We start from the raw sequence: 12399 nt of genomic DNA on the forward strand, positions 1-12399 counted from the left end.
TGTGCGGACTGCGGGAAAAGGGGCGGCATGACGGATGTTTTGAACTGGAGCCTCTCCGGCTCCGCCACGCTGATCGCCCTCGTCGTCGGCTATCTCTTCGGCTCCATCCCCTTCGGCATCGTCCTGACGCGTCTGGCCGGCGGGCCGGATCTGCGCAGCATCGGCTCGGGCAATATCGGCGCGACGAATGTGCTGCGCACCGGCAACAAGAAGCTCGCGGCCGCCACCCTCGTCGGCGACATGCTGAAAGGCACAGTGGCTGTCATCGTCGGCTCGCGCCTGCTCGGCGGGCCGGAGGCAGCGCTTGTTGCGGGCATCGGCGCCTTCATCGGCCATCTCTTCCCGGTCTGGCTGCGCTTCAAGGGCGGCAAGGGCGTGGCGACCTATCTCGGCGTGCTCATCGGCGTGAAGGCCTCGATCGCGCTGGTCTTCGCCGCCGTTTGGCTGAGCATCGCCTATCTCTCGCGCTATTCATCGCTTTCGGCGCTGGTCGCCAGCCTGCTGACGCCGCTTCTGCTCTGGTTCTGGGCCGGCATGCACCAGGCCGCCATCGTCATGGGCATCCTGACGGTGCTGCTCTGGATCATGCACCGAACCAACATCGCCCGGCTCCTGACCGGGCGCGAAGGCAAGATCGGCCAGAAGGGCTGAACGCGGATGGCTGGCATCGCTCTCTCCGATCGCCAGCGCCTCGATTGGCTGAGGCTGATCCGCAGCGAGAGCATCGGCCCGCGCAGCTTCCTCTCGTTGATGAACCGTTTCGGCGGGGCCGGAGCCGCGCTGGAGGCGCTGCCGGACCTTGCACGTCAGGCCGCCCGCCCGATCCGCATCTGCACGCTTGCCGAGGCGGAGCGCGAGCTGGAAGGGCTACGGCGCCTCGGCGGTCGCCTCGTTGCACTGGGTGAGGCGGACTATCCCTTGCCTCTGCAGGCGATCGATTCCGCGCCGCCGCTCATCGCGGTGCTCGGACAGGTGCAAGCCTTGCAAAGGCCAGCGGTCGCGCTTGTCGGCTCCCGCAACGCCTCCGCGGCAGGGATGAAGTTCACCGCGCGGCTGGCGCGCGAACTCGGCGAGGCCGATTACATCGTGGTCTCCGGCCTTGCGCGCGGCATCGACACGGCCGCCCATCAGGCGAGCCTCGATACCGGCACGATCGCCGTGCTCGCCGGCGGCCTCGACGAGATCTACCCGCCGCAGAACGCTCCCTTGGCGGATCGCATCGCCGAAAGAGGTGCCATCGTTAGCGAGATGCCGCTCGGCTGGGTCGCACGGGCGCGCGACTTCCCGCGCCACAACCGGCTGGTCTCGGGTCTTTCGCTGGGTACGGTCGTCGTCGAGGCGGCGCGGCGCTCCGGTTCGCTGATCACCGCGCGCTTTGCCAACGAACAGGGCCGATTAGTCTTCGCCGTGCCGGGCTCGCCGCTCGATCCGCGCGCAGAGGGCGGCAATCACCTCATCCGGGAGGGAGCCACGCTTTGTGCCGAAGCCTCCCATGTCATCGAGGCGCTGGCGCCGCTGCGCCGGCAGGAGCCGGCTTCCTGGCTGGAACGCTCCGCCCTGCGAGAGGCTTCGGGCGAGCCGCCAAGCGAGGCGATGTGGGATGAACTCGACCTGCCGGAGGTGACACCGGCCCCGGGCTTCGTCCGGCATGACGAGAATTATGCTCCGCCGCAATCTGCCGCGACACTGGAAGGGCCGGCCGGAGTGCCGGATCTCGGGCGCCTCGTCATGGACCTGCTTGGACCGACGCCGGTCGCGCTCGATGACCTCGTCCGCGCGAGCGGCCAGGCGGCGCGCGAGATCAACCGGGTCCTTGTCGAGTTGGAGCTCGAAGGCGAAGTGCGCCGACATCCGGGGGGAGCCTTGTCGCGGGCGCGCGTCTGACCTTCCGGGTTCGGGAGGCCGGTGGTCGAGGGGGCGATTTGACGGCCGAGATTGGCTTATTGGCTGTCGTCGCTCGAGCGCGCCTGACGCACGATTTCGGCTGAAGCTTCGACCCGCGCCATCTCCAGAAAATAGGACAATGTGTTCAGCTTCGTGTCGCGGGCCATGATCCGTAGCTCGGCTGTCATGCTCTCGATGAAGGAGGCGGCTTCCAGCGGGGTCATCGACCGATCGGGAGTGGCATCGTCCTGATTGTCGTCAGAGTCGGGCTTGAGCGAGGCCAGATCTTGGGCTTTTTGCTTCATGGCGACTGGATTCCCTCGCAGGATCGGGGACCAACTCGTGTGGAGGGGCTTCGATCCTCCAGGCGGTATACAATTATAGATTGTAGTGTCCAATAAATTTCAAGCTAAAGTAGTCAGGTCAGGAGCAGCACTGCAGCCGGAAGCGTCGCCAGCGCCAGCAGGGTCTGGAGCGTCGTGATCTCGGCCATGAGCGGCGCATCGCCTCCGAGATCGCGGGCGAGGAAGTAGGCGGCGGTGGCCGTGGGAACGGCGCCGGCGATGACGGTCATCGTCAGGGCCGGACCCGTGACGCCGAACCAGCCGGCATAGAGCCAGGCCGCGAACGGCATCACCACGAGCTTCAATCCAACGGCGGCCCAGTGGGCCAAGCGGGGGCGCGCCAGCCGGTTCAGATCGAGCGCCGAACCCACGACGAGGAGGCCGATGCCCAGGGAGGCCCGCCCCAGCACGTCGAGATAGCCGGTGAACGCCGAGGGCAGCAGCCACTGGGCCTGATTGAGGATGAGACCGACGGCGGAAGACCAGATGAAGGGGTTGTACAGGATCGAGCGGATGGTGGCACCGACGCTCATCGGCTTGCCGTTTGCGAAGCGCGCGAGGACGACGACGCACATCACGTTGAGCAGCGGGATCATGGCGGCAACCGCGATCGCCATCAGCGTCGCGCCGTTGCGGCCCTGCAGGCCGGCGGCAAGCGCGAGCGCGACGAAGGTGTTCCAGCGGACCGAGCCCTGGAAGATCGACGTGAAGGCCGGGCCGTCGATCCCCGCCCGCGCCAGCACCGGCCGGGTCAGCAGCAGCAGCGCCGCGACGCTCAGGATGGCCAGCACGAGGCTCGACCCCATGGCGAGGACGGGCACGCCGCGCAGATCGGCCATGGCGAGCGTGTGGATGACGACGGCCGGGAACAGCACCTGATAGGTCAGGCGCTCGACGCCGACCCAATGCGCCGGCGAGACGATGTTGCGGACCTTCAGGAGCCAGCCCGTCGCGATGACGAGGAAAACGGCAATCAGGCTGTCGAGCATGGCTGAACCGGACGGGGCGGGGGGAACAACGGAACCCGCCAGAGGTTGATGAACGCGTATCAACAGGCCTGTCCCATGGCGGATTGCGCCCGGCAAGAGCGTGGATGGAAAGCCGCTGTGTTCCTGCCGCAATGCCGCCGCGATTGGTTCAGGTCTCATTCAAGCGGATCGAACGAAACTCTCGCCATATTTCGGGATGATCCCGAGAAAGGAGATGCCGTCATGAGTTCTCTGCACAAGAAGGTTGCCATCGCGCTGACTGCAGCGAGCGTCGCGGCTGGCGGCTTGGCTGTCCCCGCTCTGGCGAAGGAGCAGCGGATGTTCGACTCCGCCCGCCTCGACAAGGCGCAAGCCGGGTACTCGCAGTATTACCGTGGTTATCGCGGTTACCATGGCGGCTGGCGCGGCCCGTCGCGTGGTGCGGCGATCGCCGGCGCCGTCGGCCTGGGTATTCTGGGTGCCGCTGCGGTTGCGGCGAATAACCGCGCTTATGCGGCGCCGTATTACGAAGACGACTACTACGCGGCTCCGCCGGCCCCGGTCTATGCCTATCCGCGGGGTTATTACGCGCCTTACCGCTACTACGCGCCGTATGACTTCCGCGATAATCGCTGATCTGCGGTTCCGTGCTCCCTGCAAGGCCCGCGCAATCTGCGCGGGCCTTGCTATGTGAGGGCCTGCGTCAGGAAAATCTTTGCGATTCGCCGTCAGATGGATGGCGTCGCATCTCGATGGAAGGTTGGGGGTATCTTCACATGATCTCGCTTCGAAGCGCTCTGGTCGCGGGGCTGGGAATGGCGGCGATCGGCTTGGCCTGCGTCGAGCCCGCCGCTGCGCAATACTATGGCGGCCCCGGTTATGACCGTTCGTATGAACGGCGCGGTGACGGCTACGATCGGCGCGACTACGGTCGTAGCGACGATCGTGGCGGCTGGCGCGACGACCGTCGCGGTTATGGGCGAGACGACGGCCGCGGCGACTGGCGCAATGATCGCCGTTCCGGCGTGGATGGCGGCCGTCGCCAGCAGGATCCGATGGCCGGCATGTCGCTGGACGAGCGCAAGCGGGCGATCAAGAACGAGCGCGAGGCGCAGAAGAAGGCGATCAAGCGCGGAATATTCATCCAGTAAAGACGCCGCCGCCCGCTTTCAATTCGGGCGCTGTCAGTACGGGCCGTCTTCATCGTCTTCGATCGGCACGAGCCTGCCCAGCCGATCGAGCGCGCCCTGCAGGATGTAGGCCGCTGCCATCTTGTCGACGACTGCCGCGCGCTTGGCGCGGGAGGCGTCGGCATCGAGCAGGGTGCGCGTCACCGCAAGCGTCGACATCCGCTCGTCCCAGAACACGATCGGCAGATCGGTGAGGGGAGCGAGGTTGCGGACGAAGGCGCGCGTCGACTGCACGCGTGGCCCCTCGGTGCCGTCCATGTTGAGCGGCAAGCCGATCACCATCCCGGAAACCTGATGCTTCTGCGCTATCTTCAGCAGCGCAGCGGCATCGAGACCGAACTTGACCCGCTGGATCGTCTCCAGCGGCGTCGCGATCTGCCTCTCCAGATCGGACAGCGCGAGCCCGATCGTCTTGGTGCCGAGGTCGAGGCCGAGCAGGCGCGCATGCGCCGGAAGGTCGAGAAAGGCTTCGAGCGAAACGATCTGGCTGGCCATGGCAAGGCGGTATCACGCGCTGCCCCGCCTCGCGAGCAATACCTTCTCCGATACACCCGGCGAATGGCGGCTTCCCGGCAGCTGTAGCGCGGAAGCCATCGCGTATCGGCGGCGATCAGGCTATATGCGCGCGCTTGGAGCGGCGTTGCCGCGTAGAAGGATCTTCTCGCCGTGCCGGCGCGCATCTCCCTGCAAGTTCCCGACAAAGCCTTGCTCGGCGCCTATGAGGCGGCGCTGCGCGGGGGCTGGTCGCCGAACACGACGCGCGATGTCGCGCCAGAACAGCTCGCCGCCATCGCCCGCGATGCCGATGCATTCCTGGCCGAGATTCGCGGCGGACCCGGCCGCATCCGTCTGCCCGATGGCCGTGAGGTCGAGCGCATACCCGGACCGACGCGCTGGATCTTCGCCGAGGACCGGCCGGAACGCCCCTTCATCGGCTCGATCAACCTGCGTTGGCAGGAGGATGGCGACGGGCGCCCTATGACGGCGTTGCCGGAGCATGTGCTCGGCCATGTCGGATACGCCATCCTGCCGGCCTACACCGGGCACGGCTACGCCACCGCCGCGCTTGCGGCGATGCTGGGCGTTGCGCATGAGGCCGGGCTGCCGGAGATCACGATCACCTGCGATGCCGACAACCACGCCTCGCGCCGTATCATCGAGAAGAACGGCGGACGATTCGCCGAAACCTTCGTCGCTCCGCTCTACAGCCCCGATCCACGCCTTCTTTTCATCGTCAGCACCGCGCCATGACCGACATCGCCGCTTCCCGCAAAGCGGGCTCCCTTGGCCCGCTTCTGCCCGGCATCCTGCTGTCTGCAGCGGTCGCGATAGCCTCCGCCTTCCTCGAGCCGCTCCTCAAGGCTGCAGCGGGCGGCCGCATCGGCATCCCGGCCATCGTCATCGCCTTGGTGATCGGCATGCTGCTGCACCCGCTGGCCAACACCCGGCGCTTCGCGCCGGGCATGACCTTCTGCGTCAAGAAGCTGCTGCGCTGGGCGATCGCGCTGCTCGGCCTGCGCATCGCATTGGGGGATATCGCGGCGCTCGGCCTCTCGACGGCGCTTCTGATCGTCGGCTCGATGGTGGTGACGGTCATCGTCGGCTTCGCGCTGGCGCGCCTGCTCGGCCGCGAAGCCGGCATGGGCGCGCTCGCCGGCGTCGCCACGGCGGTCTGTGGCGCTTCCGCCGCGCTCGCCACGGCGACGGTCGTGCCGGACTATCGCAACAAGGCCGCGGACGTCGCCTTCACCGTCATCGCCATGAATGTCTTCGCCACCGTCGCGATGCTGGCCTATCCGCTGATCTGCGTCTGGCTCGGCTTCTCGCCGCAGCAGACCGGCATCATGCTCGGCGGCACCATCCACGACGTGGCGCAGGTCGTCGGCGCCGGCCAGTCCGTCTCGGACGAGGTCGCCAATGTGGCGGTGATCGTCAAGCTCTTCCGGGTCTTCCTGCTTCTGCCTTCGGTGCTGATCGTCGGCTGGTGGCTGGTGCGCGACAGCGGCGAGCTCTCGAAGGCCAAGGTGCCGGTCCCGGTCTTCGCCATCGTCTTCCTGATCTTGTGCGTGCTGAACAGCCTGCTGGCGCTGATGCCCACGCTGGCGCCGCTCTATCAGCCGGTTCGCGACGCCCTGCTCGAAGCCTCGCGCTGGGGCCTGCTCATCGCCATCGCGGCGCTGGGGCTGGGCACTTCGATGGCGGCGATGGCCCGGCTCGGCTGGCGGCATCTGGCTTTGGTCACGGGAACGACCGTGACAATCCTCGTGGTCGTCGCGGCCGGCCTCGCTTTGCTGGGCTGAGCCACGACAGGAAAAATGGCCCCGGGGGCATCATGACCGACATCGTCATCACCGAATTCATGGACGAGACCGCCGTCGCGAACCTCAAGGCGCGCTACACGGTTCATTACGACCCCGAGCTTTTCGCCAGCCCGGACGAGATCGCGCGATTGGTCGCCGATGTCCCGGCCGTGATCGTGCGCAACCAGACGCAGGTGCGTGGCAAGGTGCTGGACGCGGCGCGGGCGCTGAAGGTGATCGGTCGCCTCGGCGTCGGGCTCGACAATCTCGACATGAAGGTCTGCGCCGACCGCGGCATCCGCGTTTTTCCCGCGACGGGCGCCAACAGCCTCTCCGTCGTGGAATACGTCATCGGCACGACGATGATGCTGCTGCGCGGCGCCTATTTCGCCAATGCGGCGATGCTGGCGGGCGAATTCCCGAAGACGAAGCTGATCGGCCGGGAGATCGCCGGCAAGCTGATGGGCCTCGTCGGCTTCGGAGCCATTGCGCGCGACGTCGCCCACCACGCGCGGGCGATCGGCATGGAGGTCGCGGCCTATCATCCGCGCCTGCCGGTCGACGACCCCGCCTGGAGCGGCGTGCGCCGGCTCGACTTCGCCGAACTGTTGGCCGAGGCCGATGTCATCAGCCTGCATGTGCCGCTGACGGCCGAAACGCGGGGCATGATCGACGCGAAGGCGCTTGCCGGGATGAAGCCCGACGCGATCCTGATCAACACCGCGCGCGGCGGCATCATGGACGAAGCGGCTTTGGTCAAGGCGCTCAAGGCCGGCAAGCTCGGCGGCGCCGCCATCGACGTCTACGAGCAGGAGCCGCTCGGCAAGGACGCCGCCAAGGTCTTCACCGGGGCGCCCAACCTGATCCTGACCCCGCACATCGCCGGCAATACGGTGGAGTCGAACGGCCGCGTCTCAGGGCTGGTTGCCGAGAAGGTCATGGCCGCGCTGGAAGGGCGGATTTAGCTACCCGGGTGGCGTCATTCTCGGGCGAAGCGAAGCGCAGACCCGAGAATCTCAGGACCAGAAAGCGCCGGAGCCTCTTCCTGCGAGAGATGCTCGGGTCAAGCCCGAGCATGACGGGAGCCTCGGTCACCTCACACGAAGTCGAACCGATCGACATCGACCAGCCCCTTGTCGGTGATCTTGAGATGCGGGATCACCGGGAGCGTCAGGAAGGCGACCTGCAGGAACGGCTCGGCCAGCACGACGCCGAGCGCCTTCGCCGCAGCGCGCAGATGCTCCAGATCGTGCCGCACCGTCTCGAACGGCTCTTCGCTCATCAGCCCCGCAACGGGCAGCGCCAGCTCAGCTGTGACCTTGTCGCCATCCGCGACCGCGAAGCCGCCGCCGATCTCGATCAACCGGCTGGCCGCCGCCGCCATCGACGCATCGTCGACCCCGACGACGCAGAGGTTGTGGCTGTCATGGCCTACCGAGGAAGCGATGGCGCCGCGCTTCATGCCGAAGCCGTGGACGAATCCGCTGGCGATGCCGCCGTTCTGACCGTGCCGCTCGATCACGGTGACTTTGATCGCGTCCCGGCCGAGATCGGGCAGGGCTTCGCCGTCACGTGAGGGCAGGGGCATTGACAGCCGCTCGGTGATGATCCGGCCCTGCACGACGCCGATCACCGGCGTCTCGCCATCGCGCGCTTTCACGCGGAAATCCTCCGGCGTGACAGGTCGGCACTTCACGCTGCCATGCCCGACCGGCGCCACCTCCGCCCGGCCCTCGAACAGCGCGTCTTCGACCAAGCGCCCGCCGGTGAAGACCTGCCGGACTGAGCAGGCAGCGAGATCCTCGACCAGCACGATGTCGGCGCGCTTGCCCGGCCCGATGAAGCCGCGGTCAAACAGCCCGTAATTTCGCGCCGCCGAGAGCGAGGCGATTCGGTAGGTCGCCAGCATATCCGCCCCCTCCGCGATCGCCGTGCGGATCATGTAGTCGAGATGGCCTTCCTCGCCGATGTCGAGCGGGTTGCGGTCATCGGTGCAGAAGGCGAGGAAGGGCGAGGCGTCGCGCGAGATCAGCGGAATCAGCTGATGCAGGTCCTTCGAGACCGAGCCCTCGCGGATCAGGATCGCCATGCCCTTGGCGAGCTTCTCGCGAGCTTCGTCGGCGGTGGTCGTCTCGTGATCGGTGCGAATGCCGGCGGCGAGATAGGCGTTGAGGTCCATGCCCCGCACCTGCGGCGCATGGCCGTCGATATGGCGGTGTGAGAAGGCTTCGAGCTTGGCGAGGCAGCCGGGATCGCGGTGGATCACGCCGGGGAAGTTCATGAACTCCGCAAGGCCGATCACCTTGGGATGGTCCATCAACGGCGTCAGGTCGTGCGCCTCGAGCCGCGCACCGGCGGTCTCCAAATGGGTCGCCGGCACGCAGCTCGACAGGTTGACGCGAAGGTCCATCCGCATCGCCTCCGCCGAGCGCAGGAAGTAGCGGATGCCGTCGACACCGAGCACGTTCGAGATCTCGTGCGGATCGCAGATCGCGGTAGTGACACCGTGCGGCAGCACGCAGCGCTCGAATTCGAGCGGCGTCACCAGCGAGGATTCGATGTGCAGATGCGTGTCGATGAAGCCGGGCACCGCGATGAGGCCCTTGGCATCGATGACGCGCTTGCCTTCGTAGCGCCCATAGGTCCCGACGATGGTGTCGCCGCAGATGGCAATGTCGCTCTCGACCAGATCGCCGGTGACGAGATCGAGCAGCTTTGCTCCCTTGATGACGAGATCGGCCGGCTCGTCGCCATGGCCCTGGGCGATCCGGCGGGCGAGTGTGGCGGCGTCGGTCATGGGGCGATTCCGTTGGTTTGGCATTGCGCCAGCCTGCAACTCCTGAACGGCATTGTCGACTTGGTCGGGCGCGCGGATCAGCCTAGATAGAGGCCGGCATTTCGAAAGTCCGGAGCCTTCGCATGAAACTCAACTGGTACGGCCATTCCGCCTTCCGCGTCGACATCGACAGCGCCGCCATTCTGATCGATCCCTTCTTCACCGGGAACCCGGCTTTCGAGGGCGATGTCGCGGCGATCTCGAAGGGCGTGAGCCACATCGTCGTCACCCACGGCCATGGCGACCATGTCGGCGATACGCTCGACATCGCGGAGAAGACCGGAGCGACGGTGATCACCAACTATGATCTCGCCATGCATCTGGCCGCGCAGGGGTTGAAGAGCTTCCAGCCCATGAACACCGGCGGCACCGTCGATCTCGGCCCCTTCAGCGTCACGCTCGTCCGGGCCGATCACTCGGCCGGCATGGGCGAGGGCGGCGTCAACGTTCCCGTCGGCAACGCGAACGGCGCGATCATCAAGGCCAGGGGCGAGAAGACGCTCTGGCACATGGGCGACACCGACATCTTCTCCGACATGGCTCTGCTTGCCGAGATCCACGGCGTCGAGGCCTGCATCTGCCCGATCGGAGACCGCTTCACCATGGGCGGCAAGGTCGCTGCGCTCGCCATGACGCGCTTCGTCAAGCCGAAGGTCGCGATCCCCAGCCATTACGGCACCTTCCCGATCATCGACCAGAACGCCGATGCCTTCCTTGCGGGTGTGAAGGGCAGCGGCATCGAGGTCGTCGTGCCCAGGAAGGGCGAGGCTTTCTCGGTTTGAGCCGGAGAAACCGGGCCGATCGAGCAATGCTGATTTACGTCTGCATGCTCGCCGCGCTATAGCCCGGCGAAGCTTTCCCGGCGTCCTGCGCCGCCACCTTTTCAGGAGTCCGCCATGTCGGTCGATCTCGCCACCGTCAAACGCGTCGCGCATCTCGCGCGCATCGCCGTGCCGGAGGCCGATCTGCCCAAGCTGCAAGGCGAGCTCAACGCCATTCTCGGCTTCGTCGAGCAGCTCAACGAAGTGAATGTCGAGGGCGTCGAGCCGATGACCTCGGTGACGCCGATGGCGATGAAGCAGCGCGAGGACGTTGTGAACGACGGCGAGATCGCCGCAAAGATCGTCGCCAACGCGCCGGTCTCCGAGGACAACTACTTCATGGTGCCGAAGGTGATCGAGTGAAGGGTGAAGCCGCCCGTTCGATCACCCCGGACGCGCCGCGCGCGATCCGGGGTCTCCTGACCAGATAACGCCGGAATTCTCCCGTGACCGATCTTACCCGCCTGACGCTGACCGAGGCCCGCGACGGCCTGAAGGCCAAGACCTTCACCGCCACAGAGCTGACGAAAGCCCATATCGCCGCCGTCGAGAAGGCCCGCGCCCTCAATGCCTATGTGCTCGAAACGCCCGATCACGCTCTGAAGCAGGCCGCCGCTTCCGACGAGAAGCTCGCCAAGGGGCAGGGCGGGCCGCTCGAGGGCCTGCCGCTGGGCATCAAGGACCTGTTCGCGACCGAGGGCGTGCGCACCACGGCCTGCTCGAACATCCTCGGCAATTTCGTGCCGGCCTATGAATCGACCGTCTCCAGCCAGCTCTGGCGCGACGGCGCGGTCATGCTCGGCAAGCTCAACAACGACGAGTTCGCCATGGGCTCGTCCAACGAGACATCGGCCTTCGGCAACGTCGTCAACCCCTGGCGCCGCAAAGGCTCGAATGTCTCGGCGGGCTCGAGCGGCGCCGTCGAGGGTAATCATCTCGTACCAGGCGGCTCGTCGGGCGGTTCGGCTTCGGCCGTCGCTGCCGATCTCTGCCTGGCCGCGACCGCGACTGACACCGGCGGCTCGATCCGCCAGCCGGCCGCCTTTACCGGCACGGTCGGCATCAAGCCGACCTATGGCCGCTGCTCGCGCTGGGGCATCGTCGCCTTCGCCTCCTCGCTCGACCAGGCCGGCCCGATTGGCAAGACCGTGCGCGACTGCGCCGTGATGCTGCGCTCCATGGCCGGCCATGATCCGAAGGACACGACCTCGGTCAATGCGCCGGTGCCGGATTACGAGCAGGCCGTCGGCCGCTCGGTGAACGGCATGAAGATCGGCATTCCCAGGGAGTACCGGCTGGAGGGTCTGAACCCCGAGATCGACGCGCTCTGGCAGAAGGGCATCGACTGGCTGAAGGCCGCTGGCGCCGAGATCGTCGAGATCTCGCTGCCGCACACCAAATACGCTCTGCCGGCCTATTACATCGTCGCGCCGGCCGAGGCGTCGTCCAACCTCGCCCGCTATGACGGCGTCCGCTATGGCCTGCGCGAGCAGGGTAAGGACATCGTCGAGATGTACGAGAAGACCCGCGCCGCCGGCTTTGGCGCCGAGGTCAAGCGCCGCATCATGATCGGCACCTACGTCCTCTCGGCCGGCTATTACGACGCCTATTACCTACGCGCCCAGAAGGTTCGCACCCTGATCAAGCGCGATTTCGACGAGGCTTATGCGGCCGGGATCGACGCCGTGCTGACGCCCGCCACCCCCTCCGCCGCCTTCGGCATCGGCGAGAAGGGCTCGGCCGATCCGGTCGAGATGTATCTCAACGACGTCTTCACGGTGACGGTGAACATGGCGGGCCTTCCCGGCATCGCTGTTCCGGCGGGGCTGGACGCCCAGGGCCTGCCGCTCGGCCTGCAGCTCATCGGCCGCCCCTTTGACGAGGAGACGCTGTTCTCGCTCGGGCAGGTCATCGAGGAAGCGGCAGGCCGCTTCCCGGTTTCCGAGCGCTGGTGGGGCTGAGGGAGTAGCTCCTCCCTTGTCATTCCGGGGCGGACCGCAGGTCCGAGCCCGGAACCCATAGCCGCGAGAATCAAAAAAAGGGGCTGCGACGGTGC

The 12399-nt window shown here is 66.7% G+C and carries 14 protein-coding genes; 10 read left to right on the forward strand and 4 right to left on the reverse strand.

Features of this window, described 5'->3' with window-relative positions:
• Positions 1-27: 27 nt before the first annotated feature.
• Together plsY and dprA are read left to right on the forward strand one after the other, a co-directional pair.
• Positions 28-651, forward strand: coding sequence for a glycerol-3-phosphate 1-O-acyltransferase PlsY (plsY, locus tag NWE53_RS03475; protein WP_265052989.1), 624 nt, complete (start codon positions 28-30; stop codon positions 649-651).
• Between the two features lie 15 nt (positions 652-666).
• The gene (gene dprA, locus NWE53_RS03480; RefSeq protein WP_265054808.1) at positions 667-1884 is read left to right on the forward strand and encodes a DNA-processing protein DprA; all 1218 of its coding nucleotides are present in this window, start codon (positions 667-669) and stop codon (positions 1882-1884) included.
• 56 nt (positions 1885-1940) lie between these two features.
• On the opposite strand, the gene NWE53_RS03485 is transcribed toward dprA, so the two are convergent.
• Together NWE53_RS03485 and NWE53_RS03490 are read right to left on the reverse strand one after the other, a co-directional pair.
• Positions 1941-2189, reverse strand: coding sequence for a hypothetical protein (locus NWE53_RS03485; protein WP_265052990.1), 249 nt, complete (start codon positions 2187-2189; stop codon positions 1941-1943).
• 113 nt (positions 2190-2302) lie between these two features.
• Positions 2303-3217, reverse strand: a complete 915-nt coding sequence (locus NWE53_RS03490; protein ID WP_265052991.1) for an AEC family transporter — start codon at positions 3215-3217, stop codon at positions 2303-2305.
• A 222-nt stretch (positions 3218-3439) separates the two neighbouring features.
• Here NWE53_RS03490 and NWE53_RS03495 point away from each other — a divergent pair, with 222 nt between their 5' ends.
• Both NWE53_RS03495 and NWE53_RS03500 read left to right on the forward strand, forming a co-directional pair.
• Entirely contained in the window at positions 3440-3832 is a 393-nt protein-coding gene (locus NWE53_RS03495; RefSeq protein WP_265052992.1) for a hypothetical protein, read from the forward strand.
• A 140-nt stretch (positions 3833-3972) separates the two neighbouring features.
• Entirely contained in the window at positions 3973-4347 is a 375-nt protein-coding gene (locus NWE53_RS03500; protein ID WP_265052993.1) for a hypothetical protein, read from the forward strand.
• Between the two features lie 33 nt (positions 4348-4380).
• Here the strand turns inward: NWE53_RS03500 and ruvX are convergent, their stop codons facing one another.
• Positions 4381-4881 (reverse strand): Holliday junction resolvase RuvX, encoded by a 501-nt coding sequence (ruvX, locus tag NWE53_RS03505; protein WP_265052994.1) that lies wholly within the window; start codon positions 4879-4881, stop codon positions 4381-4383.
• 171 nt (positions 4882-5052) lie between these two features.
• Between ruvX and NWE53_RS03510 the strand changes: the two genes are divergently transcribed.
• The 3 genes from NWE53_RS03510 to NWE53_RS03520 are packed head-to-tail and all read left to right on the forward strand — an operon-like array spanning position 5053 to position 7651.
• Entirely contained in the window at positions 5053-5637 is a 585-nt protein-coding gene (locus NWE53_RS03510) for a GNAT family N-acetyltransferase (protein ID WP_265052995.1), read from the forward strand.
• On the forward strand, positions 5634-6686 hold the full coding sequence (locus tag NWE53_RS03515) for a YeiH family protein (RefSeq protein ID WP_265052996.1): 1053 nt from the start codon (positions 5634-5636) through the stop codon (positions 6684-6686). Before NWE53_RS03510 ends, NWE53_RS03515 begins: the two co-directional genes overlap by 4 nt.
• A gap of 32 nt (positions 6687-6718) precedes the next feature.
• Positions 6719-7651, forward strand: a complete 933-nt coding sequence (locus NWE53_RS03520; protein ID WP_265052997.1) for a hydroxyacid dehydrogenase — start codon at positions 6719-6721, stop codon at positions 7649-7651.
• A gap of 131 nt (positions 7652-7782) precedes the next feature.
• Here NWE53_RS03520 and ade read toward each other — a convergent pair whose 3' ends face one another.
• Positions 7783-9483, reverse strand: a complete 1701-nt coding sequence (gene ade / locus NWE53_RS03525) for an adenine deaminase (protein WP_265052998.1) — start codon at positions 9481-9483, stop codon at positions 7783-7785.
• A 122-nt stretch (positions 9484-9605) separates the two neighbouring features.
• Here ade and NWE53_RS03530 point away from each other — a divergent pair, with 122 nt between their 5' ends.
• From NWE53_RS03530 to gatA, 3 genes are all read left to right on the forward strand, one after another.
• A complete protein-coding gene (locus tag NWE53_RS03530) occupies positions 9606-10304 on the forward strand; it encodes a metal-dependent hydrolase (protein WP_265052999.1) in 699 nt (232 codons plus the stop codon).
• Positions 10305-10418: 114 nt separating this feature from the next.
• Complete coding sequence (gatC, locus tag NWE53_RS03535; RefSeq protein WP_265053000.1) at positions 10419-10706, forward strand: Asp-tRNA(Asn)/Glu-tRNA(Gln) amidotransferase subunit GatC; 288 nt, start codon at positions 10419-10421, stop codon at positions 10704-10706.
• An 83-nt stretch (positions 10707-10789) separates the two neighbouring features.
• Positions 10790-12304, forward strand: coding sequence for an Asp-tRNA(Asn)/Glu-tRNA(Gln) amidotransferase subunit GatA (gene gatA, locus NWE53_RS03540; RefSeq protein ID WP_265053001.1), 1515 nt, complete (start codon positions 10790-10792; stop codon positions 12302-12304).
• Positions 12305-12399: the final 95 nt, after the last annotated feature.

Source organism: Bosea sp. NBC_00550, from assembly GCF_026020075.1.
In the GTDB taxonomy this organism is placed as follows: domain Bacteria; phylum Pseudomonadota; class Alphaproteobacteria; order Rhizobiales; family Beijerinckiaceae; genus Allobosea.

Coding starts and splice junctions, on each gene's coding strand:
- NWE53_RS03490 (WP_265052991.1), bottom strand. CDS start 3,217: ATGCTCGACAGCCTGATTGCCGTTTTCCTCGTCATCGCGACGGGCTGG.
- NWE53_RS03530 (WP_265052999.1), top strand. CDS start 9,606: ATGAAACTCAACTGGTACGGCCATTCCGCCTTCCGCGTCGACATCGAC.
- plsY (WP_265052989.1), top strand. CDS start 28: ATGACGGATGTTTTGAACTGGAGCCTCTCCGGCTCCGCCACGCTGATC.
- ade (WP_265052998.1), bottom strand. CDS start 9,483: ATGACCGACGCCGCCACACTCGCCCGCCGGATCGCCCAGGGCCATGGC.
- NWE53_RS03485 (WP_265052990.1), bottom strand. CDS start 2,189: ATGAAGCAAAAAGCCCAAGATCTGGCCTCGCTCAAGCCCGACTCTGAC.
- NWE53_RS03495 (WP_265052992.1), top strand. CDS start 3,440: ATGAGTTCTCTGCACAAGAAGGTTGCCATCGCGCTGACTGCAGCGAGC.
- gatC (WP_265053000.1), top strand. CDS start 10,419: ATGTCGGTCGATCTCGCCACCGTCAAACGCGTCGCGCATCTCGCGCGC.
- ruvX (WP_265052994.1), bottom strand. CDS start 4,881: ATGGCCAGCCAGATCGTTTCGCTCGAAGCCTTTCTCGACCTTCCGGCG.
- NWE53_RS03520 (WP_265052997.1), top strand. CDS start 6,719: ATGACCGACATCGTCATCACCGAATTCATGGACGAGACCGCCGTCGCG.
- NWE53_RS03515 (WP_265052996.1), top strand. CDS start 5,634: ATGACCGACATCGCCGCTTCCCGCAAAGCGGGCTCCCTTGGCCCGCTT.
- NWE53_RS03500 (WP_265052993.1), top strand. CDS start 3,973: ATGATCTCGCTTCGAAGCGCTCTGGTCGCGGGGCTGGGAATGGCGGCG.